The sequence below is a fragment of the Vibrio sp. ECSMB14106 genome (assembly GCF_000972265.1).
Taxonomy (GTDB): domain Bacteria; phylum Pseudomonadota; class Gammaproteobacteria; order Enterobacterales; family Vibrionaceae; genus Vibrio; species Vibrio kanaloae.
Window position 1 is genome coordinate 43,478 of the sequence record NZ_LAUM01000007.1, and the last position, 24,635, is coordinate 68,112.

23 protein-coding genes and 2 tRNA genes are annotated in these 24,635 nt (G+C 43.3%); 21 read left to right on the top strand and 4 right to left on the bottom strand.

Going from position 1 to position 24,635, the window contains the following annotated elements; all coding sequences use genetic code 11:
* Positions 1–105 precede the first annotated feature (105 nt).
* Complete coding sequence (locus WR49_RS07055; protein WP_017058219.1) at positions 106–1,737, bottom strand: methyl-accepting chemotaxis protein; 1,632 nt, start codon at positions 1,735–1,737, stop codon at positions 106–108.
* 575 nt (positions 1,738–2,312) lie between these two features.
* Here WR49_RS07055 and WR49_RS07060 point away from each other — a divergent pair.
* The 6 genes from WR49_RS07060 to cobA all read left to right on the top strand — a co-directional run bounded on the left by WR49_RS07060 (position 2,313) and on the right by cobA (position 7,967).
* Positions 2,313–2,399 (top strand) — tRNA-Leu (locus tag WR49_RS07060).
* A 65-nt stretch (positions 2,400–2,464) separates the two neighbouring features.
* Positions 2,465–2,538: transfer RNA gene (locus tag WR49_RS07065), tRNA-Cys, on the top strand.
* 476 nt (positions 2,539–3,014) lie between these two features.
* Positions 3,015–5,588, top strand: coding sequence for a nitrite reductase large subunit NirB (nirB, locus tag WR49_RS07070; RefSeq protein WP_046223534.1), 2,574 nt, complete (start codon positions 3,015–3,017; stop codon positions 5,586–5,588).
* A gap of 14 nt (positions 5,589–5,602) precedes the next feature.
* Entirely contained in the window at positions 5,603–5,929 is a 327-nt protein-coding gene (nirD, locus tag WR49_RS07075) for a nitrite reductase small subunit NirD (protein ID WP_046223535.1), read from the top strand.
* 150 nt (positions 5,930–6,079) lie between these two features.
* A complete protein-coding gene (locus WR49_RS07080; RefSeq protein WP_017058222.1) occupies positions 6,080–6,895 on the top strand; it encodes a formate/nitrite transporter family protein in 816 nt (271 codons plus the stop codon).
* Positions 6,896–7,190: 295 nt separating this feature from the next.
* A complete protein-coding gene (gene cobA, locus WR49_RS07085; RefSeq protein ID WP_046223536.1) occupies positions 7,191–7,967 on the top strand; it encodes a uroporphyrinogen-III C-methyltransferase in 777 nt (258 codons plus the stop codon).
* Positions 7,968–8,017: 50 nt separating this feature from the next.
* On the opposite strand, the gene WR49_RS07090 is transcribed toward cobA, so the two are convergent.
* Positions 8,018–8,560, bottom strand: a complete 543-nt coding sequence (locus tag WR49_RS07090; RefSeq protein ID WP_046223537.1) for a DUF4174 domain-containing protein — start codon at positions 8,558–8,560, stop codon at positions 8,018–8,020.
* Positions 8,561–8,806: 246 nt separating this feature from the next.
* On the opposite strand from WR49_RS07090, the gene WR49_RS07095 reads away from it, so the two are divergent.
* From WR49_RS07095 to WR49_RS07105, 3 genes are all read left to right on the top strand, one after another.
* The gene (locus WR49_RS07095; protein ID WP_046223538.1) at positions 8,807–9,280 is read left to right on the top strand and encodes a LabA-like NYN domain-containing protein; all 474 of its coding nucleotides are present in this window, start codon (positions 8,807–8,809) and stop codon (positions 9,278–9,280) included.
* A gap of 79 nt (positions 9,281–9,359) precedes the next feature.
* Positions 9,360–10,025, top strand: coding sequence for a response regulator transcription factor (locus WR49_RS07100; protein WP_017058226.1), 666 nt, complete (start codon positions 9,360–9,362; stop codon positions 10,023–10,025).
* The gene (locus WR49_RS07105; RefSeq protein ID WP_046223539.1) at positions 10,022–11,407 is read left to right on the top strand and encodes a sensor histidine kinase; all 1,386 of its coding nucleotides are present in this window, start codon (positions 10,022–10,024) and stop codon (positions 11,405–11,407) included. The genes WR49_RS07100 and WR49_RS07105 overlap by 4 nt, the downstream gene beginning before the upstream one ends.
* A 128-nt stretch (positions 11,408–11,535) precedes the next feature.
* On the opposite strand, the gene WR49_RS07110 is transcribed toward WR49_RS07105, so the two are convergent.
* Positions 11,536–12,840, bottom strand: coding sequence for a dicarboxylate/amino acid:cation symporter (locus WR49_RS07110; protein ID WP_017058228.1), 1,305 nt, complete (start codon positions 12,838–12,840; stop codon positions 11,536–11,538).
* Positions 12,841–13,399: 559 nt separating this feature from the next.
* Here WR49_RS07110 and WR49_RS07115 point away from each other — a divergent pair.
* The 7 genes from WR49_RS07115 to WR49_RS07145 all read left to right on the top strand — a co-directional run bounded on the left by WR49_RS07115 (position 13,400) and on the right by WR49_RS07145 (position 20,593).
* A complete protein-coding gene (locus WR49_RS07115) occupies positions 13,400–15,496 on the top strand; it encodes a TonB-dependent siderophore receptor (RefSeq protein WP_046223540.1) in 2,097 nt (698 codons plus the stop codon).
* Between the two features lie 177 nt (positions 15,497–15,673).
* Positions 15,674–16,441, top strand: a complete 768-nt coding sequence (locus WR49_RS07120; RefSeq protein WP_017058230.1) for a DUF3450 domain-containing protein — start codon at positions 15,674–15,676, stop codon at positions 16,439–16,441.
* The gene (locus WR49_RS07125) at positions 16,441–17,817 is read left to right on the top strand and encodes a MotA/TolQ/ExbB proton channel family protein (RefSeq protein ID WP_046223541.1); all 1,377 of its coding nucleotides are present in this window, start codon (positions 16,441–16,443) and stop codon (positions 17,815–17,817) included. The genes WR49_RS07120 and WR49_RS07125 overlap by 1 nt, the downstream gene beginning before the upstream one ends.
* A complete protein-coding gene (locus WR49_RS07130) occupies positions 17,817–18,377 on the top strand; it encodes a MotA/TolQ/ExbB proton channel family protein (RefSeq protein WP_017058232.1) in 561 nt (186 codons plus the stop codon). The genes WR49_RS07125 and WR49_RS07130 overlap by 1 nt, the downstream gene beginning before the upstream one ends.
* A complete protein-coding gene (locus WR49_RS07135; RefSeq protein WP_004739212.1) occupies positions 18,374–18,778 on the top strand; it encodes an ExbD/TolR family protein in 405 nt (134 codons plus the stop codon). Before WR49_RS07130 ends, WR49_RS07135 begins: the two co-directional genes overlap by 4 nt.
* Positions 18,779–18,797: 19 nt before the next feature.
* On the top strand, positions 18,798–19,418 hold the full coding sequence (locus WR49_RS07140; protein ID WP_046223542.1) for an energy transducer TonB: 621 nt from the start codon (positions 18,798–18,800) through the stop codon (positions 19,416–19,418).
* Complete coding sequence (locus WR49_RS07145) at positions 19,415–20,593, top strand: tetratricopeptide repeat protein (RefSeq protein ID WP_046223543.1); 1,179 nt, start codon at positions 19,415–19,417, stop codon at positions 20,591–20,593. The genes WR49_RS07140 and WR49_RS07145 overlap by 4 nt, the downstream gene beginning before the upstream one ends.
* A 125-nt stretch (positions 20,594–20,718) precedes the next feature.
* Here WR49_RS07145 and WR49_RS07150 read toward each other — a convergent pair whose 3' ends face one another.
* Entirely contained in the window at positions 20,719–21,039 is a 321-nt protein-coding gene (locus WR49_RS07150; RefSeq protein ID WP_017058235.1) for a hypothetical protein, read from the bottom strand.
* A 418-nt stretch (positions 21,040–21,457) separates the two neighbouring features.
* On the opposite strand from WR49_RS07150, the gene WR49_RS07155 reads away from it, so the two are divergent.
* From WR49_RS07155 to WR49_RS07175, 5 genes are all read left to right on the top strand, one after another.
* Complete coding sequence (locus tag WR49_RS07155) at positions 21,458–22,087, top strand: PepSY-associated TM helix domain-containing protein (protein ID WP_046223544.1); 630 nt, start codon at positions 21,458–21,460, stop codon at positions 22,085–22,087.
* A gap of 70 nt (positions 22,088–22,157) precedes the next feature.
* Positions 22,158–22,676 (top strand): DUF2271 domain-containing protein, encoded by a 519-nt coding sequence (locus WR49_RS07160; protein WP_046223545.1) that lies wholly within the window; start codon positions 22,158–22,160, stop codon positions 22,674–22,676.
* A gap of 83 nt (positions 22,677–22,759) precedes the next feature.
* Positions 22,760–23,596, top strand: coding sequence for a DUF4198 domain-containing protein (locus tag WR49_RS07165; RefSeq protein WP_082082752.1), 837 nt, complete (start codon positions 22,760–22,762; stop codon positions 23,594–23,596).
* A 115-nt stretch (positions 23,597–23,711) separates the two neighbouring features.
* Positions 23,712–24,047, top strand: coding sequence for a hypothetical protein (locus WR49_RS07170; RefSeq protein ID WP_046223547.1), 336 nt, complete (start codon positions 23,712–23,714; stop codon positions 24,045–24,047).
* Positions 24,044–24,622: a DUF6162 family protein gene (locus tag WR49_RS07175; protein WP_046223548.1), complete on the top strand. Its 579-nt coding sequence runs from the start codon at positions 24,044–24,046 to the stop codon at positions 24,620–24,622. Before WR49_RS07170 ends, WR49_RS07175 begins: the two co-directional genes overlap by 4 nt.
* The last annotated feature ends 13 nt before the right edge of the window (positions 24,623–24,635 follow it).

Genomic DNA, 24,635 nt, shown 5'->3' on the forward strand with positions numbered 1-24,635 from the left:
TTCTTTAGGGAGAATACCTGACGAAGTGAAACGCTCCAAGTGGGTATTTGGAGCGTTTTTTGAGGAGCGTGATTTAACCTAGTGTTAGATTAACTTAGAGTCGGATTAACTTAGTTTGAAGCGACCCATCACATCTTTAAGAGAAATAGACAGCTGGCTCAGTTCGCGGCAAGCTTGAGCGGTTTGATCTGAACCTTGTGATACTTCTTGAGATGCCAAATGTATATTTTCAATGCTTCGGTTAAGCTCTTCTGCAACCGAGTCCTGTTGGTTACAAGCGGTCGCGATTTGGCTACCCATGTCTGAGATATCAGAAATAGAGTGCTCAATGTCGCTCATCAGTTGTTTCGATTGGACTCCTTGTTCTGCACATTCTGAAATGCTGCTTCTAGAAAGTTCTGTGGCAGATTTTGCGTCTTTCGCAAGCGATTGGAGCTGTTCAATGATCGCAGTGATTTCACTGGTTGAATCTTGTGTACGACCAGCAAGTGTTCGAACCTCGTCTGCAACCACTGCAAAGCCACGACCAGATTCACCAGCGCGTGCAGCCTCAATTGCAGCGTTAAGCGCAAGTAGGTTAGTTTGATCGGCAATGTCGCGAATAACATCTACGATAACGTTAATTTTGTTCGATTGCTGTTCTAGTTCAGCCACAGTATCCCCAGCAGCACCAATAACGTTTGAAACTTCTTGAATCGAGTCAACCATGCTTTGAGTTTCACGAACGCCGTGCTGTGTACGGCGGTTTGCTTCGTTAGCATGGTTCGCTGAATCTTCAGTGTTACGTGCTACGTCGGCTACCGCTGCTTTCATTTCTGTCATTGCGGTTGCAACGTGCGTGATTTGCATCTGTTGGTCTTTCATCCCTGATGCCGAAATATCAGAGATTTGGTTCATCTCTTCTACTGCGCTGCTTAACTGAGTCACAGCTGAAATAACGTTGTCGATTACTTGGCGTAAATCGTCTTGCATCTTCGTGGTTGCATCAGCTAGCTCACCAAGTTCATCATTGCCTATCGCTTTACGGTCAATATCGCTTGATAAGTCACCGGTTGCGATCGCGTTTGCTTGCTCAACAACAAGTTTGAGTGGGCCGCAAATCAACAGTGTTAGCGCATACGTCATGCCAACCATAATCAATAGAATAATTATATTGCTCGCGATCGATGAATTGCTTAATCCGTTTACTGAAGAAAGGATACGAGTTTTATTGCTATCCATGGCATTTTTAAGCAGTCGAATCAGTTCGCCTAGCTCAGAGTCAACCGCTTGAAATGAAGACAATGAATTTGCCAAGATTGGCTGGGCCGTGCTTTTGTCGTTGGCCATCATCGCTTCGTTGTACTTGTCCATAGTGACTAAATACTGTTTCCACTGACGCATAAGACGCTGGTAAGTTTGTTGCTCTTCACCTGGCCAAATTGTCTCACCGTAAGCGTGTAGGTCTTGACTGATTTTCTCGCGTTCGCGAATGTTACTGGCGATTTTATTTCTGATTTTGTCAGCGTCTTCATAGGTATAAGTCGCAAATTGAGTACGGCGCCAGAGAGACATGTGATCTCGAATAGCGTCTACTCTTTCCATTGCAGGCAGAGTATCATCAGTATAATTTAATAGTTCAGTTTTAATACTTTTGAGCTCTGTAGATAAAAACACGCCAAACGCAATGTTGACAATGGCAATAAGTAAAAATGATAGCGATATCTTTTTCGCTATAGAAAGGTTCTTGATAGACATTGGTGATATACCTTGTTGGTCTTATGTTGTGTCGCCAAAGTAAACCACTTCCCTATATGTGATATTTGTCCATTAAATTACTGCAACGTATGTAACGTACCATTTATTACTGATATTTTCGATAATGAATTGAGCTTCAAATGAAAATAAAAAATGTCAATGATTTTGTAAGATTACGATTATGCTAGTTATAAATTTATCAATAATGGGTTCTAATGCTTGGTATGAATGAGTGCTAGGTGAAGGGCTTTAATTTATTATGGGGGTTGTTTAAGACAGTTAATGTTTTTCTTGAAAACCAATGCTAACTGGTTGATTTATGAACAACGTTTGTAAGCCATATACGTATTGATGCCTTTTGCATTATCCTTGCTCTATGTGAGGTTGAAAGATCGTTGGTTAGATTGTTTTATAACCGGTTGAATAAAATAAATAAATTTATTATTGACTCATTACTTTAATCAGTTAAAGTGCATCTCGTTCTCGGGAAATAACCCTAGAGAAAGTAATTTTACGAAAATTGGATGTAAGTCTGTTTAGACTATGGTGCCGATTATCGCAATAAAGAATTGCGTGCCCTGGTGGTGGAATTGGTAGACACAAGGGATTTAAAATCCCTCGACGTTCGCGTTGTGCCGGTTCAAGTCCGGCCCGGGGCACCATCTATTTGATTGTTACCTTGTTGGGTAGAAATCAACAGAGTCGTTCTCTTAAAACACGGCTTGAAGGCGCCTTGGCAGAGTGGCTATGCAGCGGATTGCAAATCCGTGGACCTCGGTTCGACTCCGGGAGGCGCCTCCATTATTCAAAGTGAAAGGTCAGCTAAAATGCTGGCCTTTTTGCTATCTGCTATCTGCTATCTGCTATCTGCAATTTGATATATTTTCGTTTTCTACCATCGTCCTACGCTTGTCTACTAAGTCGATAAGTTCTTCACATTTATATACAGTTACTCATGATTCTGTAACGCTTTCATCCGCTATTACATATCTTATCGTTATAAATGAAAATGATTGTTATTTATTTTTGTTGTTACTAATCTATTATGAAATATTACAACGCACCCTGTCGTGCATCAAAGTGACGATATACCGCCCTTAAACCTTGTCATACTTATGGTTATTCGCTATGAATAATGCAAGATTAGGCTCTCCTACCTCTTTTGTTCTACCCCTTTTGGGTAGTTCGATTTCGTAATTGATTTACATCATATTTTCATTTTCTTTCATAATTCATTATTCGCTCAGTTAAGAAATATATAACCTTCAGGAATTCTTATGAGCAAGATGAAGCTAGTCGTAATCGGTAATGGGATGGTTGGTCATCGCTATATCGAAGATTTAGTCGAGAAGACAGATGTGACTAACATGGACATCACGGTGTTCTGTGAAGAGCCTCGTGTAGCCTATGATCGCGTACACCTTTCTTCTTATTTTTCACACCATACTGCAGATGAACTTTCTTTAGTTAAAGAAGGCTTTTACGAGAAACACGGCATCACTATGCTGATCGGCGAACGTGCTATCAACGTTAACCGTGAAAAGAAAACCGTTTACTCAAGCACTGGTCGTGAAATTCAATACGACAAACTCATCCTTGCTACCGGTTCATTCCCATTCGTTCCTCCGATCAAAGGTAACGAAGGCAAAGACTGTTTCGTATATCGCACTATTGAAGACTTGAAAGCGATTGAAGCAACGGCTAAGAACTCTAAGTCGGGTGTTGTTGTTGGTGGTGGTTTGCTTGGCCTTGAAGCGGCGGGCGCACTGAAAGCGCTTGGCGTGACAACACACGTTGTTGAGTTTGCTCCTAAGCTAATGGCTGAGCAACTTGACCAAGCGGGTGGTAACCAACTTCGTCAAAAAATCGAACGTATGGGCGTAAACGTACATACAAGTAAGAACACGCTTGAGATCGCTCCTGAAGGCATTGAAGCTCGTAACGTAATGCGTTTTGCAGACGGTACCGAGCTAGAAACTGATTTCATCGTATTCTCTGCTGGTATTCGCCCACAAGACAAACTTGCTCGTCAAATGGGTCTAGGTATTGCGCCTCGTGGCGGTATCGAGATTAACGATCACTGTCAAACGACTGATAAAGACATCTACGCTATCGGTGAGTGTGCATCTTGGAACCAAACGTTCTACGGCCTAGTCGCTCCTGGTTACAAAATGGCAACGGTAGCGGTTGACCACGTTGTTGGTAACGAAAGTACATTTGAAGGTGCTGACATGTCAGCGAAGCTGAAGCTTCTTGGCGTGAAAGTAGGTTCTATCGGTGACGCAAATGGCCGTACCCCTGGTTGTAAGAGCTACGTTTACCAAAATGAAGAATCAGAAGTTTACAAACGCCTAATTGTTTCTGAAGACAACAAGAAGCTTCTTGGTGCAGTAATGGTTGGTGATACGTCTGACTACGGCGATCTTCTACAGCTAATGCTGAACGAAATCGACCTACCAGAACACCCAGATGCATTGATTCTTCCTGCTCACGCGGGTGCTGAAAAACCAACACTTGGCGCGGATTCTTTACCAGAAACTGCCGTTATATGTTCTTGTTTCGATGTAACGAAAGGCAAGATCGCTCAAGCGGTTGCTGAAGGCCACCACACCATTGGTGATATCAAAGCAGTAACAGGCGCAGGTACGGGTTGTGGTGGTTGTATCCCACTGGTGACTTCAGTACTCAACGCTGAACTTGCTAAGGCTGGTGTAGAAGTAAAGAACGACGTGTGTGAGCACTTTGCTTACTCTCGCCAAGAGCTTTTCCACCTAATTCGTATCGAAGAAATCAAAACGTTTGATGAGCTTCTAGAGAAGTACGGTAAAGGTTACGGTTGTGAAGTGTGTAAGCCTCTAGCGGGTTCTATTCTTGCTTCTTGCTGGGGTGAACACATCCTTAAGCCTGAGCTAGTGAAGCTGCACGATACTAACGATAACTTCCTAGGTAACATGCAAAAAGATGGTACTTACTCTGTTATCCCTCGTATGGCGGGTGGTGAAGTAACACCTCAAGCACTAAGTGTTCTTGCTGATGTTGCTGCTGAATACAACCTGTACACAAAGATCACGGGAGCACAACGTATCGGTCTATTCGGAGCTCAAAAAGATGACTTACCAGCAATCTGGAAGAAGTTAATCGCTGCGGGTTACGAAACTGGACAAGCTTACGCAAAAGCACTTCGTATGGCTAAAACATGTGTCGGTTCAACTTGGTGTCGTTACGGCGTTCAAGATTCTGTTGGCCTTGGTGTGATGATCGAGAACCGCTACAAAGGCATCCGTACTCCTCATAAGATGAAGTTTGGAGTATCTGGCTGTACTCGTGAGTGTGCTGAAGCTCAAGGTAAAGATTTAGGCATTATCGCGACTGACGCAGGTTGGAACATGTACGTATGTGGTAACGGTGGTATGAAACCTCGTCACGCAGACTTACTGGCAAGCGACCTAGACCAAGAAACGCTGATCAAGTACATCGACCGCTTCATGATGTTCTACATCCGTACGGCTGCGCCACTGCAACGTACTTCGGTATGGATGGACAACCTAGAAGGTGGTGTTGATTACCTACGTGAAGTGATTGTAGACAACAAGCTTGGTATCAACGACCAACTTGAAGCTGATATTGCTGGCTTAGTCGATAATTTTGCTTGTGAATGGACAGATACAATCAACGACGAAGCTCAACTTAAGCGCTTTGCACACTTCATCAATACTGATGACCGTGATGATAACGTTGTGTTTGTTGAAGATGGTCGAGAACAACACCGTCCAGCGACATTCACTGAGAAATATTCTGAAGCCATTACTTCAAGGCATCAGGGCGACATCATTCACGTAGAAACTGTGTAACGGGAGACGACATCATGGCATTTACCAAAGTTTGTAAGATCGAAGACATTATCCCAGGTACAGGTGTTTGTGCATTGGTTGGTGGTGAGCAAGTGGCTATCTTCCGCCCAACTAAGGCTGAAGAAGTATTCGCGATTAGCAACACAGACCCATACTTCCAATCTAACGTGTTATCACGTGGTTTGATTGTTGAGCACAAAGAAGAGCTTTGGGTGGCAAGCCCACTTAAGAAGCAACGCTTTAACCTAGCAACAGGTACGTGCATGGAAGATGAAAACTTCAGCGTAAAAGCGTACAAAGCTCGTGTTACGAAAGGTGCTGTAGAAATCTCTTATAGTTAGTTGAAACTTCTGCGCGGTTAGTTAGAAACCTCTGCATAGTGAATTAGTTAGCAAGATTTGATAGTTCAAGGGTTCTAGTTCTCGATATTGCCTTAACTCGGCAACTAGAGCCTTTTCCTATCCAATTTTAACTTTTTTAAGGACAACCTTATGTCTACTGATTTTAAACCAGCTGAATTCGTTCAAACGATGATCGATGTGGGTGAAGCAAAAACGAAAACAAGTACTCGTGATCTTCTGATTCGAAGCACTATGGCTGGTATCATTCTTTCGCTTGCTGTCGTTGTGGCAATCACGACTATTGTACAAACCGGTATCGGCATTGTGGGCGCATTAGTGTTCCCAGTTGGTTTCGTCATTCTAAGTGTGATGGGTTATGACCTAGTCACTGGCGTATTTGGCCTTGCTCCTTTAGCTAAGTTTGATAACCGCCCAGGCGTGACTTGGGGGCGTGTTTTACGTTGTTGGGGTATTGTTGGCCTTGGTAACCTTATCGGTTCTCTCATCGTAGCCGTACTGATTGCTATCTCATTGACTGGTAACTTCTCTTTAGATCCAAATGCAGTCGCACAAAAATTCATTGCGGTTTCTACAGCTCGTAGCTTAGGTTTTGAAAACATGGGTATGGACGGGTGGATCACGTGTTTCGTACGCGGTATCTTCTGTAACCTCATGGTATGTCTAGGTGTGATTGGTAACATGACAGCACGTACAGTGTCTGGCCGTGTAGCAATGATGTGGTTCCCAATCTTCATCTTCTTCGCACTCGTATTCGAGCACACAGTAGTAAATATGTTCCTATTCCCATTGGGTATGATTCTAGGCGCAGATTTTGGTATCGCGACATGGTTGAACTTCAACCTTATCCCTACAATTCTTGGTAACATCGTTGGTGGCCTACTGTTAACGTGTGTTCCTCTATACCTAACTCACGCTAAAACGGCTCCTTCTCTAGGAGCTAAATAAATCTGAATACGGTGAAACGTAATTTAGTTTGAGATTGAAAGCCCCAACAAAATGTTCGGGGCTTTTTTGTTCGAACGCCTTAAGCTCCATTAATGTGTTGATTCTTATTGAGTAAAATACCTGCAATAGATTGTTTTGTTATAATTACTTCTATCTTCGTTAGTATTTAGACAGAATATTTAACTCAACACCTGATAGTCTAAGGGTTAAGGATTTGGATAAGTCATCACAAATACAGTGACTTACCACATAGATTGAAGCTTGAGAAAAAACAAGCAAACCTTCGGAGCACAGCATGTCAGAAGTATCGTCATCGAATGTTAAAGAAGTAACCAAAGGATTGGTTACATTAGTAGGTGCTGGCCCTGGTGACCCAGACTTACTTACCCTAAAAGCGGCTCGTGTTATTCAACAGGCTGATGTGGTCGTTTATGACCGCTTGGTATCTAAAGATATTTTGGCAATGGCTAACTCCGATGCAGAAATGCTGTATGTGGGAAAAAAGCTCGACCATCACTGTGTCCCACAAGATCAAATCAATCAATTATTGGTGACTAAAGCACAAGAAAATAAGCATGTGGTTCGCCTGAAAGGTGGTGACTCGTTTATCTTTGGTCGTGGTGGTGAAGAGTGTGAAACCCTAGCTGAGCATGGTGTGAGGTTTGAAGTGGTCCCCGGAATCACTGCAGCAGCAGGCGCGACGGCTTACGCGGGCATTCCACTAACACATCGAGATCACGCACAAAGCGTCCAATTCATTACTGGTCATCTAAAGAAAGATGGTGAAGATATTGATTGGCGTTCGCTTGCTCAGCACAATCACACGATCGTGTTCTATATGGGTTTAAAAGAGAGCCCGAACATCCAGAAGAATTTACTTGATAACGGTATGCGATCGGACATGCCTGTTGCCATTATTGAGAACGGTACGCGCCAAGAACAAAAAGTATTCCGTGGTGGGTTGAGTGATTTAGCTAGCCTTGCTGGCGTTGCAAAAAGTCCTGCGCTGATTGTTGTCGGCAGTGTCGCTCAACTTCATGAAAAATTAGCTTGGTTTAACAAGCAAGTTTAACGGCGTAGCCTCAAAGCTAATAAACAATCAGCCAGTGAATAAATCAAGAATCAAATACTGCAGCGACTACTTTGTCGCTGCATTTCTCGTTGGCGCATTGGCATTTCGTCAATGATATTGGTGATTTTCTGCCAATCTGTTTTACCACTCCATCTGTATTTCTCTTTACCGTCTTTACCAATCAACACAGCGGTGTGTGAACCTTTAGGTATCTTATAAATACGGGTTACGGCATCTAAGTTAAACTCTTCTTCTAGCCAAGTAGGAACAGTGTAACCGCTCTCTGCTATCACCATGATGACGACATCTCGTTCGTCTAACTGACAGTTGTTGATCAACACTTCATTGAGAAACTCTTTAACTACTGAATCTTCTTTTGGTGCGAAATAAATCACACTGCGGTGTGGTAATGAATTGGTGTGAGAACTAGCTGGATAGGCGAGTGCTGAGCTGATGGCTAAGGTCATTATTAGTACTGTGCTGATGGTGAGAAACTTAAGTAAATTAGAGCAAACGTTTGAGTCATTGCTTGTTTGTGCCGATCTGGCTGTGTCGAGGCTTACACACGGTTTATGTGTCTGTAGGTGTAGCATGGCCAACCTCCCTTTAATAACACTGAGCCTGAGTACGATTTGATTGTCACGTGAATGCAGTGATGCGAAGAATAATTCCAGGTAACTGGGGAACAAATCGACCTACATTAAGCATAGTTAGGTTTATGTTGAAGATACTTAGATTTACGTTGACGATCGCTAAAGGGTTCATTTTTTTAAATAAAGCGACTCGCATTTCCTCATTGAATAGAATAGGGTATACGGAAAATCTAAAGGTATGAATTTATGGAAAACATAGCAATTCTGGTCGACGTTCAAAACGTTTACTACACCACTCGCGACAAATATCGTTCTAACTTCGACTATAACCAGTTTTGGTATGTTGCCACGGAAGGGCGTAACGTTGTTACAGCGAATGCTTACGCAATCTCTAGCCAAGATCCTAAACAGCGTCAATTTCACCATATTCTCCGTGGTGTTGGTTTTAATGTGAAGCTAAAACCATTTATTCAGCGCCGAGATGGCAGTGCAAAAGGAGATTGGGATGTTGGTATTGCGTTAGATGCTATAGAGCTAGCAGAAACGGTTGATACGATAGTTTTGGTCTCTGGCGACGGTGATTTCGAAATCCTTGTAGAGCGAATCAAAGAACGTTTTGGCAAACCGGTTGAAGTATATGGAGTTCCTGGGCTAACCGCGCAAAACCTTATTGATTCTGCGTCTAAATTTGTACCGATTGAAAAAGATTTCTTATTATAGAGTAAATCTCACATTTATAATTGAAATCAATAATAACGATAATTAGAATGCAAACTATTATTATTTATTGGTTTGTGTGATGTCGCGCGTTTTAGTTGTTGATGATGATATTCAGTTGTGTGAGCTATTGGGTGAAGTGTTAGAGAATGAGGGGTATCACGTTGATACTGTTCATTGCGGTGAGTCCGCGCTTGAGTTTATTCAATCGCATCCTGTCGATTTGGTTTTACTCGATGTAATGCTTCCAAACCTCAGCGGTATTCAAGTGGCAAGACGCATTTGTCAGCGTTTTGCTACTCCCATTCTTATGTTAACTGCGCTTAATGATGACGCATCTATGCTTGATGGCTATCAAGCGGGTGCCGACCAGTACATCGCTAAACCTTTCAATGTTCCTGAACTCTTAACCCGTATTAAGGTGATCTTGCGCCGAGTTGGGTTTGAACGTCAGAGACAATCTTTGGCTTCGTCCGATCGTGGCTTGTGCGAACAGTTCTCTCGTTTGCCATTAACCGGCACAGAAAAAGACCTACTTGACTACCTCATTAAACACGACGGGATCGTCGTATCAAAATCAGATTTACAAATCCATGTACTCAAGAAGGAGCTGTGTCCGTTCGATCGTAACTTAGATATGCACATCAGTAATATACGACGGAAATTGGTTCAGGCTGGCCTATCAAAACAACATATTAAAACGGTGCGTGGTAAAGGGTACAGTTATCTAGAGTCAGTTGGAGCATGATCGCTAAGTTACTGCGCTGCCCGGACTATATAGCTAAGCGTAAGGATGGATTAACGTTCCAACTGTTCAGTTACCTGACAGTTATTTTGGTGAGTATTTTGATTCTGCAAGGTGTGGCTGAAAGAGCGCTGATGAAAGCGCTCTTGAAAGTACCTGAATCCGTTAAAGCTGAAATGCTTGACCTTGCCTATCAAGCCAATGTGTTGATTGAAGAAGGTGACATGGATGAGTTAGCCGATTGGGGGAATGCTCAAGAGTATTACTTGTTTGTGATTGATAAAGATAACCAACCGATTACGCACCGACACATGCATCCGCACTTTGAATTCAAGCTTCAATATCTACGAACTTTGGATCACCAACTGAGTGACCGTGTGAGCAAGCCTATATTCGGTCTACCGCTTAATAACGGAAATACCTTGGTTATCCAATTGCCGCACCAGTTCCACCCCGCCAAATCTTTTGCACCTTATTCTTATCTAATTAAAGCTTTGATTGCTTTGATCGTGTTGACACTGTTCTCGATTATTATGGCGAAGAGTCTACAGCAACCTCTCGATCGCCTAAGGGAAGCCAGTCGAAGGTTAGCGCAAGGGGACTTTTCGGTGAGTGTGGTGTCTGAGCTCGATTCAACCACGCGTGAATTTAATGAATTAGCCCATGATTTTGATCATATGACGTTCGAGATAAAGTCATTGGCTGAAAAGCAGCGTCGTTTGATCCGTGATGTGTCACATGAGCTTAGAACGCCATTGGCAAGGCAAAATCTCGCATTACATTTATTGCGAAGCAAGGTTGACGACAAGAGCGTCGGTTTACTTGATCGACTCGAAAGTGAAACGGAAGAGATGAACAAGCTAGTGGGGGAAATCCTTGAATTTAGCCGTTTAGAAACGTCTCGTTATGACCCTAAGTTAAGCTTGATGCATCTTGAGCATTACTGTTCGATGCTTATCGCGCAAATGCAAAACGACCTAAAGCCGAATCAAACCTTAGTCGGCGATTTAGAAACGCCGACATCAATGGTTAATGTTGACGAGAGACTTCTTCTTCGAGTCATTGGTAACTTGGTTGGTAACGCGATTAAATACGCAGGAGAGAATGCTCATATTGTCGTTACTACATATGAACTGTTAGCAGACAGACGTTACAGTGTCATATCTGTAGAAGACGACGGTGATGGCATTCCTGATAACCAGATTTCAGGTATCTTCGACCCGTTTACGCGTATTGAATCAGCCCGAGATAAACAGTCTGGTGGTTATGGCCTAGGGCTTGCTATTGTTAAGGAGGCGGTGGGTGTGATGAATGGCTATGTTACTGCTGAGAATAGAGAAAGTGGGGGGCTTCGAGTAAATCTGATGTTTCCCGCTATTAATTGAATCTGACACTTAATAAAAACGCCACTGCATCTGCAGTGGCGTTTTAGTTTATACGCTTTTCATTATCAGCTAAGGTGCAGCCATTAATTACGCTTTAGCTTGAAGGTAAGAGCGACAGAGAAGCTAAATTATGCCTGTTGACGTGTTAGCTTAACTTCTTCTTCTTTCTCACCAGCAGCCGGGTCATTGAAGCGAGTTTCGTCAAAAGCACCCTCAGACTTAGCTACGATGATAGTTACGGCACTATCTCCAGTGATGTTTACTGCGGTGCGAATCATATCAAGAAGACGGTCAACACCCATGATAAGCGCGATACCTTCCAGTGGTAGGCCTACTTGGTTCAATACCATCGCCAGCATAACAAGACCAACACCTGGAACACCCGCTGTACCAACAGACGCTAATGTCGCCGTTAGAATAACCATTAGGTAGTCGCCCATCGTCAAGTCAATGTTGTATGCTTGCGCGATAAATGCAGTAGCCACACCCTGCATGATAGCTGTACCATCCATGTTTACAGTCGCACCTAGTGGTACTGTGAACGAAGCCACTTTATTATCTACGCCCATGCGGTTCTTCGCTGTTTCCATTGTAACTGGAATCGTTGCGTTCGAAGAGGCCGTTGAAAACGCAAACATGATCGCATCTTCCATCTTACGTAAGAATGTGATTGGGCTTAAACCTGTGAATCCTTTAAGCATTGCACTGTAGGTAACCAAACCGTGCAACAGTAGGGTACCAGCCAGAACTAGGAAGTATTCCGCTAGATTCCAAATTGCGCTTAAGCCAAGGCTAGAGAACAGTTTCGCCATTAAGAAGAAAACACCGTAAGGCGCTAGGTTCATGAGTAGTGCTACAAGCTTCATGATAACTTCGTTCAAGTCAGAAAAAACCGCAGCAATACGTTCACCAGGTTTACCCGCCGCACTGATAGCAATACCAAACAACACAGCAAATACGATAACTTGCAACGTTTTCCCTTCAGCCATTGCCTGGATAGGGTTGGTAGGGAACATGTCGATAATCACTTGGCCCAAAGAAGGGGCATCCGTTGATTTGAAAGAACTTGCTGCAGTAAGATCTGCACCAGCTCCAGGTTGGAACAGGTTACCGATAGTGAGTGCAAGGGTAATAGCAACGGCTGTTGTACCGATATAAAGTGCAAGTGTTTTACCGCCCATACGGCCAAGTGTGGATAGATCTTTAAGGGAACTCGTACCGCACACTAGTGAAACGAAGACTAGCGGCACAACAAGCATTTTTAAACTGGCGACGAATATCTGTCCGCCAACTTCAAAGAGTCCGTTAACGATGTAATTGTTGACAAATCCACTTTCTGCAAACAGGGATTGAATGGCAAATCCCGTCAATATACCTGCGACCATACCGAGAATAACTCGTCCAGTCAGAGACATAGGTTTCTTGGTATTCATTTAGAACACTCCTTATTATTGATAACTTTGACACCTTTTCAAAGTGAGCAGGAGATTATCAGCCTGTTAAAGAAATCGAAAAACAAAAAATCGCCTTGGGATTCTAGATGTGATCAAAATCACTGATAAATCTATAATTTAAACAAATTAAATCAAAGTTATTCACTGTTTAATTACATTTATCGAGAGTTTTATACACAAATTAAGGTGCTTGAAAGGTAATAAGTAAGACAACCGAATTATTGATGAAATAATGTTCGTTAAATCGACGTAATTAATAATGCGGATAGCGATAGCTTCTACCCATAAACCTATCTTCTTACGGTTGGCATATAACCTGTTGTATCAAATGAACTTTGTTAATATGCAAGCAATTAATACCCCCTCTGTTCCTTTACAAAACCTTACAAATGCAAAGAATGTAAATTTAATGCAAATAGTAATGATTATCACTTATATTCACTTGCGAAATAATTCAGTGGTGCCGGTAACGGCCTAATGAGCACAGCGAATAAATAAAAAAGTGCTCGGACAAAAAGAATAAAGCGGAGTAAAGGACATGTTTTTAAAGAGCCCATTGGCTTTAGTGATCGGCGCGGTATTGGCTTCACCAGCAGTATTGGCAGAAACAGCACAAACAGACGAGCATATGGTCGTCGAAGGTCGTGATTATGGTTACAAGGCCGATACAAACACCACTGCAATGCGCATGGAAGCAACTCAGTTAGAGACTCCGGGACAAGTTTCAGTAATCGATGAGCAAATCATTGATGAACAGCGTGCAACAACGCTTGGTGATGTTCTGAAGAATGATGCGAGTGTAAGTGCGGGTGGCACAAGCCGTAACCGTGAGCGTTTTTCTCTACGTGGTTTCTCTGTAGGGAGCTCTTCAGGCTTCCTTAAGAATGGCCAACAACACTGGTCTCACTACCGCCAACCTATCGAATTGCTAGAGCGTGTTGAAGTATTGAAAGGCCCTTCAGGTCTTCTTTATGGTATTTCTGCGCCAGGAGGTCTGATCAATATGGTCAGCAAAAAGCCAACTTACGATACGCAAGTGAGTGTTAGTCAAGATATTGGTTCTAATGATCATTCTCGCACAACGGTCGATGTAAGCGGTGCGCTGAACGATGCTGAAACTCTACGTGGTCGTGCAATCTTATCTAAAGAAAGTTACAACTCTTGGAGAACGTACGGTGACGGCTCTGAACCTCAAACAGAACGTTTTGTTGGTGGGGTAGTTGTTGATTACGATGTAACTGAAGACGTAACGGTTTCTGTTCATTACGACAAAACTAACGACGATGGCAGTGTTGATTCGGGCTCTTTATACACCCTAGATGGCAATCGAGTTGGTAGCGACAAGCATATTTGGGATGCGCAGTGGTCACAGATTGAAAACGATGTTGAGAACGTTGGTTTTGATATTGCCGCTAACCTAACGGATACATGGTCAGTAAAAACAGGTTTTAACTACCAAGATTTCGAACGTATTGATATGGAAAGCTACCCAAGCTTTAAAAATATGAACTCTGATGGTACGGGTACCGTGACTCAAGGCGGTAACTATCGTCATGATAAGTGGCGTTTCAGAACGGCTTATGTGGATCTTACAACAACTGCTGAGCTCGCGGACACAGAGCACAAACTATTATTCGGTGCTAACTGGTTGGGCTACAGCTACTATCGCGGTATGGACCGTTTCAATAGTGGCGAATATGCACCAGATGCTACAGTACCAGCTCCGTCAGTGGGTCCAACATCGTTAGGAAAGATGAGTACTTACGATACTTGGGGTTTCTATATCCAAGATTTGATTACTATCAACGATGAATGGCAAGTTCTTGCGGGCGCTCGTTTCGACCGTAAAGTAAGTTCTGGTGTGGCAGAAGAGAACGTAGCACCTAAGCTAGGCGTGATTTACCATCCAGCTTCAAACGGTAGCATTTACGCTTCTTACTCTGAAAGCTTCGAACCTCAAGGTGTTGTTTCTAGTGGCAGACGCACGTACACCAATGATGGCCAACTTCTTGATGCCGCAACCGGTGTATCGTACGAAGTAGGTACTAAGTGGGAGTTGATGGACGAGCGCCTATTTGTATCGGGTGCAGTCTTTGACATTACTCAAGAAAATATCTCAATGGACGTAGAAGATACTGCGTCTGGTGATTGGACTAAGACACAAGGCGGCGAGCAAGTTCACCGTGGCGCTGAGTTAGGTGCGCAAGGTTTCATTTCGGAAAGATTCTCAATGTCTGGTTCTGCAATGTACTTAGACGCTGAAATTGCTAACCATGAAACATATGGAGGTAATCGCCCTGCAGATGTACCTGAGTTTGCAGCAAGTGTTTGGTCTACTTATGCTGCAACCAACGAAGTTGATGTGAATTTAGGCCTTATCTACGAAGGTTCACGCTACGGTGATAGTGCGAATACATTTAAGAAAGATGGCTATGCTCGTGTCGATATGGGTGCTGCATATACGATGAAATACGATGATTCTTTAGACTTTGTGGCTCGTCTAACGGTTGAAAACGTATTTGATAAAGAATACCTAGCAGGTGGTGGTTCTACTTCGTCAAGCCATCAATTTGCAGAAGACGTAGTAATCGGCGAAGGCCGTAACTACATGGCTACACTACAGATAAAATACTAATTTGTTGGTAGGGTGTCATTGGTAGTATAAATGTTTAGGGGGAAGTTTAGGCTTTCCCCTTTTGTTATTTTGCTACTTCATAAAATATACCTAGTAATGTGAGTGACTTTTAATGATAATGAGACTGCTTATCAATAAAACTCATTTGACCTTCTTCTATAGTAAATGACTACAATTATGAATCTTTTAAAAATTAGCCTAGCACTTACCATTAGTTTGGTTACTGTGCCTTCTATGGCAAACAGCTTGGATCAAGCTCAATCTATTCAAAACAAGACCAATAACGCGTCGGCATCGAGCCAGAAAGTTATTGATAAAAGCTCACAAGCCACTTTGATGCTTCAAGCTGAGATTGAACGTCTGCAAGAAGAAGTGAAAAATCTAGAAGTCTATCACGATCATCTTGCCGCATTGGTCGAGAGTCAAAACAACGAAGCTCAAAGTATTAAAGGGCAGATCGACGAAATCAAATATACACGCCAGGGTGTTGTACCTTTGATGTATCAAATGATTGATGGCCTTCAACAGTTAGTAGAGCAAGATGTGCCAATCAAGAAAGAGCAACGTCTAGAAAGAGTTGAAAAGCTACAAGCAATGATGACTCGTGCTGATGTCAGTGACGCAGAGAAATATCGCCGTATTTTAGAAGCGTATCAAATCGAGATGGACTACGGCATTAAGTTGGGGGTTTATCAAGGTCGAGTAGCATTAACTAGCGAGAAAACAATTGAGGCCGATGTTTTGTATCTGGGACGAATTTCTCTAGTGGCTCGTAACTTGAATGGCAGCCAGTATTGGTCTTGGAATCAGGTAAAAGATCAATGGCAAGAGCTTGATTCATCAATCAAACCTGAGCTAGATAAGGCTTATGATGTTGCTAGCCAGCAAGCGGCACCAAGCTTAATTACTTTACCTGTTTCTTTAACTGTTGCGGAGGTTAAGTAATGAACTTACAGCCATTAGCAGTATTACTTTGTATTACATCTATTTCATTTTCTGCTTTTTCTGCATCAGATACGACGGCTCAACTGGTTAATAAAGCTAAATCAGAGAGTCGTATTCAAGCTTCTCATAACGTTGTTCGTGAATCTGAATTCAAAAGAACAGAGCAAGAGCTGAAAGCGATCAAAGCACAACTGGCAACGAAGCGAGCTTCAATCCAAGCCGCTACAGATGCGTTGACCAGAACCTTCAGTGAAAATGAAAACAAACTTGCGCGTTTAGAAGAGAAGCTTCGTTTAGAAACGGGCAGTTTAGGCGAGTTGTTTGGTGTTGTTCGTCAAAATGCAAAAGAGTTAGGTGCCGAATTAAATTCCACGATCAATAGCGTGGACCGAGGCGCACACACCGAGACTGTCAATCAGATCATTGACGCTAAATCACTGCCATCAATGCCACAACTATCGGGTCTTTGGGCGAGCATGAATGAGCAAATTCAAGCGAGCTCAGAGCTTAGCAAATCTCAAATTGCGTTCATCAATGGTGAAGGAAACACACAAACCGTTGATGCTTACCGCCTAGGTTCAATTGGCCTAGTTACAGAGCAAGGCTACGTGAGCTGGAACACCCAACGTGAGGATGCGATTGCGTATCTAAAACAGCCATCGAATGGTCCGACCTTGGCGTCGCTATCTGCATTAGCAAATGGCGAAGTGTCTAACGTGGTTGTCGATCCTTCTCGCGGTTTTATGTTGGAACAGTTGGCGTTATCACCAAGCCTAGCCGATCGCCTTCAAGCTGGTGGCGTAGTCGGTAAAGTGATTCTTGGTTTACTTGCAATTGGTTTGATTATCGCGCTTGTTCGTGGTGTTTCTTTGATGATTGCTCGTCAAAAAATTCGTTCTCAATTGAAAAATTCAGAGCAAGCGGGTGACAATCCACTTGGCCGTATCCTTGCCGTTTATGACAAAGAGCAAAACCAAACGGTTGAAGCCCTTGAGCTAAGACTGCTAGAAGCGGTGGTTGATGAGCAAACTCATTTAGAGAAAGGTTTATCAATGCTGAAACTGCTTGCTGCTCTTGCCCCTATGCTTGGCCTACTTGGTACGGTTACCGGCATGATCGAGACATTCCAAGTGATCACCCAGTTTGGTAATGGCGACCCTAAAGTGATGGCGGGTGGTATTTCTATGGCTCTAGTGACCACCGTGCTTGGCCTTGTTGCAGCCATGCCACTTCTTCTTGCACACAACATTCTTAGCACTCAGGCAGAAAATATTCGCAATATTCTAGAGAAACAAGGTATTGGCCTTGTGGCTGAGCAAGCAGAAAAGACGATTGATTCAAACGCTGTTGTTTCATCAGTTGGGACTGCTGCGTAATGGATATTTTGTCGGGTTCTCTATTACCAGCGAGTTGGTTAACGAGTGACTGGCTGCTGTCTTTATCAAGCTTTATGGAGCAGGGCGGTTTCGTTCTGTGGTGGCTAGCGGCTGTTGTCCTTGTTTATTGGGTGCTTGTGGTAGAACGCGTACTTTATCTTGCGTTCTACTTTCCAAAGCAACGTAAAGTGTGGGTTGAGAAGTGGCGTGAAAGAGAAGATCACTCTTCTTGGCATGCTAAAGCCATTCGTGAAGGCTGGTTGGGGCAGGCAAGTATCTTGCTACATCAAAACTTGAACTTTATTAAACTGTTAGTCGCTATTTGTCCGATGTTGGGTTTGCTAGGTACCGTAACCGGTATGATCTCTGTTTTTGATGTCATGGCGACTCAAGGCAGTAGTGACCCTAAATTAATGGCTTCAGGTATCTCGTTGGCGACGCTGCCGACCATGGCAGGTATGGTCGCGGCATTAGCGGGGATGTTTGTTCATGCTCGCCTAGCAAAAGTGTGTAGCCGCTTGGAATTAAAATTAGAAAAATCTTTAAGGAGTCAACGATGAGACTCGGTCGACGTCATTCTAAAAATGAAGAGGCTCAAATAGACCTAACTTCGATGCTTGATATTGTATTTATCATGCTCATTTTCTTTATTGTGACCAGTTCATTTGTGCGTGAATCCGGAGTCGAAGTCAATCGTCCGCAGGCTTCTAATGTGGTTAGCCAAAAAGATGCCGGTATCTTCGTTGCTATCACATCGGCTAACGATATCTTCATTGATAAACGTGTTGTGGATGTAGAACGTGTTCAAGCAACACTAGAACACTTACTGTTAGAACAGCCTGATGCTTCTTTAGTGATTCAAGCGGATGAACACGCTTACAACGGTACGGTTGTTAAAGTAATGGATGCCGCTAAAGGTGCGGGTGTGAAAAACATAGCGCTTGCTGCTGATAAGCGATGATCTTGGAGGATCTTTATAAATGATTCGCCTATTTCTTGCTCTACCGTTAGCGGGAGCATTGGGCTTAGCTCTGTTTTCTTTCATGGCTTGGATGGTTGATAATGGCCATCAACGTTCACCAGATAACAGTGAAACGTTAAGTTTCAACATGGTAATGGTGGAACAAGAACAAGAAGTTCAAAGAAGACAGCGCGCAGTCCCTGAAAAACCTGAAATGCCTGAACCGCCACCGGAAGCGCAAACGTCTCAGTCACAAGCTGAAGTTACGCCTCTGAATTCGATGTCTTCTTTGCCTTCACTGGATTTGAATACATCCATTGATGGCCTAGCGATTAACGCACCGACATTTTCTGATTTTGGGTCAAACCAACAAGCAATGCCTCTGTATCGAGTAGAACCTCGTTACCCACCAAAAGCGCTGAAGCGTGGCGCTGAAGGCCATGTGATAATGTCTTTTACCATCGACGAAACGGGACGCCCAGTTGACATTGAAGTCACTGATGCAAACCCACGTCGTATGTTTGAACGTGAAGCGATGAGAGCACTTAAAAAATGGAAATATCAACCGAAAGTCGTCGATGGAAAAGCGATAGCTCAGGTTGGTCAAACCGTGAAACTAGAGTTTAAGTTGGCAAAATGATGAAACAGATATGGATATTAGTGGGCTTGTTGTTCATGCCCCTTACAACGCAAGCAAAAGACCTAACCCAATATACTGCAATTCGTGTTCAAAAGGCGCATAAGCTTGCTCAAGATGAACAGGTTAAACAGGCAATTGACGTACTTGCAGGCTTGGAGCTTTCTAAAGGCTACGATAAGGCGTACGTTGCTCGTATGTTAGGTGTGTTTTACTGGCAAGAGGGTAAAACGGATACGGCAATTAAGCAGCTTACTTATGCGGTCGATAGTAATTTACTGGTTGATGAACAAGCTTGGGTAACGAAGCGCATGCTTGCTGATTTGTTGTTAAATGATCAGCAATTCAAAAAAGCGCTTCCGCACTACTACCAGCTAGTAAAAACGGCCCCAGAAACGGAAAAGAAAGACACGCTTTGGATGCGAATTGCACAAGCGGAATACCAAATTGAAAACTGGTCGAAAGTCCTAGTTGCCATCGGTAACCACGACAAATTGAATTCGAAACCAGAGTTATCATCTCTATCGCTAAAACTCGGCGCACAGCTCCAGTTAAAGCAGTGGAAGCAGTCTATCCCTACACTGGAAAGCCTTATTGAACTCCAACCAGAGAAAGATAACTGGTGGCGTCAACTTGTGGGTATTCAGTTAAGACTAGAACGTAACCGTGATGCGTTGAACACGTTAGCACTGGCTGATTTACAAGGCGTTGAGCTGAAAAACTCAGATCGCCGCTTGTTAGCACAGCTTTACGCGAAACGCGGCATTCCAGAGCGTGCTGCTCAAGAGATCGCTAAGTTAGATGATGCGAACAGTGATGTTCAGCTTCTGGCTGAGCAAGCAACCTACTGGCAGTTAGCTAAAGAGTGGGACAGTGCTATTGAAGTGTGGACGCTAGCGGCTAAAAAAGACATCCAATATCATTGGAATGTCGCTCAGCTGTTGGTTCAGCAAGGTTACTATGATCGAGCGCTGGTTGTTCTCGACAAAGTGAAAGACAAAAACAAACAGGCCGACGTTGCTTTAGCAAAAGTGCGTTCATGGTATAAGCTAAAGAACCTAGATAACGCTCTTGCTCAAGCGAAGCGTGCAAACAACATCGATCCCTCGTCTGAAGCAAAAGGTTGGATTAAATATCTTACTCAGCTTAGAACAGTCAGTGATAACGGAAATGTCTAACTGCTTATAGTGAAAAAAGAAGATAAAAACAAATAAGTAAAAGGGTGTCATCTGATGGTTCAAATGACACCCTTTTTAATTCTGGCGGCTGAAGTACATTCCGTTTTACTGTTTGGATAATTTGCTCAAGGGCTGCACATCGTGCCACTAAACGTTGCGCTTTGAATCACGCCTCCGGTGACAGCTATCCAGTTAATGGTACAGTCTCGATAAGGATTCTTAAATATATATAAAGTATAACCATTATCTAATGGCTTCTTCGTCTCAATCCAAGCATAGTTTCGAGATGCCCAAAAACTGATAGGGCGTGAGCGTTCAGTTAGATACTGTTCTTGTACATCAGTTATGTCTGAACCGATATATTCTTGGATGCGCTCTTCCGTGTTGGTTATTTGGCTAGTACACGCAGTTGCTAGCGTAGCAAAAGCCAAAACAATAATACGCATTTCAAAATCCCTTTCAGCTTAATTAGCTATCTTCAAATCGGTTATGGGTTCTATTTTTTAGTAAACCATATCAACCGATGAGTCCACATTTGTTCTTGATCGTCAAAGTGTTCCAACGATCAAATAGTCCTAACTTCGTTTCTTAACGCCACAGCGCTTATTTTAAACCCACCTCAATCGAGCATGTTGAGGCTAAGGTTTTTTGAGGTTTGACGTTGTTCTCAGTCACCTCCAATACAAGTTATCAATTACCTTCAGTACAAGCTAGCAAGAATATGCATACAGCTCGATGACTTCCGATGTAATGTTATGTAAATCTCCTTACATCGCTCGGCAAACGTAAACAATGTAAATTGAATGCCAATACGAATTATTATCAACTAAATTGACGCCATAAAAATTATAGGTATTGGTTCGTATGTCGCTAAAAAGTAGGGAAGTTCAATCATGGGCTCGTCGACTTCATGTTTATATTTCAATGGCGCTTCTGTTCGTTGTTCTTTTCTTCTCAGTAACAGGTATAACCCTCAATCGACCTGAGTTATTTGAATTAAGTCATCCCAATACCCAGCGCTCTACGTTAACGCTTCCTACGAGTTTGTTCACCATCCAAAACGGTCGATTAAAAGCTGATGAGCCTGCTTTCGAGATGTTTCTGTTTGAAGAAGCCAATCTGTCTGGTGTTCCTTCCGGCTTAGACATCTACGCGGAGATTGAAGACGGTGAGTTGCTGATAGGGGAAGTATCCATGGACTTCAAAGGGCCAGGCTACAACGCTTCTGTATTTGTCGACGTGACGTCTGAAATGGTCGAAGTCGAAACCACCAATTACGGCGTTATCGCGCTTTTGAATGATCTACATAAAGGGCGTAATAGCGGTGAAGTTTGGAAATGGTTTATCGATATCACAGCACTACTGATGATCTTCTTTGTGCTTACTGGCGTGTGTTTACTGTTACCTAAGAAAAAAACACTGAATACCTCTATAAAATGGACAGTGTTTGGGTCTGCAATCTCACTTGTTATCTATTTTGTCGCCGTGCCTTAACGCTTATTCGATTGATTAATCGAATTGAGTAATGAATAAAAGGTTAAACGGATTTAAAAGGTTGTTAAACATGAAAAAAATGAACTGGAGCAAGATACTTCTTGTTTTGTCTCTTTTGCCAAGCTTAGGTATGGCACAAACAATTCCTGACACGGCAAAACTGGATGTGAACTTCGAGCTACCGAAGATTGATACTTCAATGTACGCCCGTCCATACGTTGCGATCTGGGTTGAAAACAGTGAACGAAAGTCAGTGAAAACGATTGAACTTTGGGTCGGTAAAGACGAATGGCTTAAAGATTTGCGTAGCTGGTGGCGAAAGGTTGGACGTTACGATCGTGAATTGGTTGATGCTGTGACATCAGCTACGCGTCCTGCTGGGAACTATCGATTCGTTTGGGATGGTAAGAGCGACAACGGTGAAATCCTAGATCAAGGCGAGTACACGGTTCATATCGAAGTCGTTCGCGAACACGGTGGGCGTAACTATCTTCGTCAAAAAGTATCACTCACTGATACAAACGCGTCTTATGAATTAAAGGCAACGGAAGAGACGGGGAAAATCACTCTGAACTATATCGCTAAGTAAAAAAGCGTGAACAGAATAAACAGCATTCCTCGCAGGCTTAGGTTAAGCGACACAGCTAAAAATTATAAATAATGGAATTAAACATAATGAAACAGACAAAAATCAAAGCACTTGCACTAGCGGGTGTGATGGCATTCGGCCTAGCGGTAACGACAACAGCGCAAGCTCACCCACGTTGGATCCTGCCGTCTCATTTTACCGTGTCTAAAGAAGGCGGTGACTGGCTAACGTTCGACGTAACTGCATCTCACGGTACGTTCGTTTTCGATAAGCCTGCAGGCAGTGAAAACGCTCATGTCATCATGCCTGATGGCCGCAGCGAGCGTCCTAACTTTGTGATTCGCGGCAAACGTCGTTCAATCTTCGACTTCTATTTTGAAGAAGAAGGCACACATAAAGTAGCGATTAACAACCAGCCGTCTTACTACACGCAATACAAAGCGGGCCGTCGTGACACGGTGAAATGGATCAAAGCAAACAAAGCGGAACGTGACTCTGTTCTTCCTGAAAAGTCGCGTGACGTTGTAACTCAAGTCGGTTTCACTCGTGCAGAAAGCTACATCACAGTAGGTAAGCCAACGGATTCAGTATTCAAAATCGAAGGGAAGCTTCTAGAAATGAAGCCTGTGACACACCCTTCAGACATCGTTGAAGGCGAACCAGTGACGTTCCAATTCTTCTACAACGGTGAAATTCAAAAAGACGTGAAAGCTGAGATCACTCGTGAAGGTACGCTTTATCGCAACCACCAAGAGCAGATTGATGTCGTCAGCGATGAGAACGGTGAAATCACGTTCACTCCAGATGTAGCGGGTCGTTACGTAATGAAAGCGAACTACAAAGGTGAGTTGATTGACAACCCACTTGCAGACAAAGCAAGCGCGAACGTTCACCTAACGTTCGAAGCACTGCTTCAATAACCTGTGATATCAGGGCTAGATCTCTGATTAAGCAACCAAAAACATAAGGGCTCATTTGAGCCCTTTATCGCTCAGTTTACTACTGAGAATTTGCACTGTGGCTAAGGTACGAACCATGACAATAAAAACAAAACTAAAATCTCTCATCACTCCATGCTTGGCTTTAGGACTTGGTTCCGCTGCATTACCTGCGCAAGCACATTTTCCATTGATGAGCTGCTGGTTTGAAGGCAAAACCGTGGCCTGTGAAGTTGGCTACTCAGACGGTAGTAAAGCGATTGATTATGCGGTTGAGATGTACGATTACGAAGACAACTTGATTGCAAAAGAGATGACGGATAAGCGCTCCATCGTTGAGTTTCCAAACCCTGACACTGAGTTCTACCTTGTGTTTGATTCAGGCCACGAGTTTCCTGTTGAAGTAGACGTTGTTGAGATCAGCGAGAAATGATCATCCAAGGTGTACGTGCTGACACGGGCGGCAGAGAAGGCAAATGGGTAGGGCTGATCATTGTGTTCATTCTGAGCTTTGCCACGGTTGCTATCCCATTTCATCAAGCAGAATCCCGCGTGAAAGCGATACTTGATCATCAAATTCTGGTGACCGATGTTGAACAAGAAAACTTGGCAATGTTGTCAGAACTGCGTTTAGCGCATGAAGAGATTCGTGATCTGCGTATGGACTCAGACGGCGAATGGCCAAGTGTTGCATCACTGAAAGATGAATGGGTCGCGCCATTTGTTGAAGATCAGAGTTGGAAGCGCAAAGGCTCTCATGCTTGGGTACTGGACGAGCGTGGTTATTACTTTTCTAGTCCAAGTGAACAAGCTACGCCAACCGATCATGGTTCTGCGGATTCCTTTATTTTAAATGCGAACAGCGTTTCTCCTGAGATCTGGATCTTCTTGGGTGGTGTAGCGAAACAGCCAGCTACTTTTGACCAACACACGCTTGAGTCTACGGGCTGGAAAATGGTCGTGAACGAATCAGAAATTGAACAGCATCATGAAAGCGATGCTCACTAATAATAAGAGAATT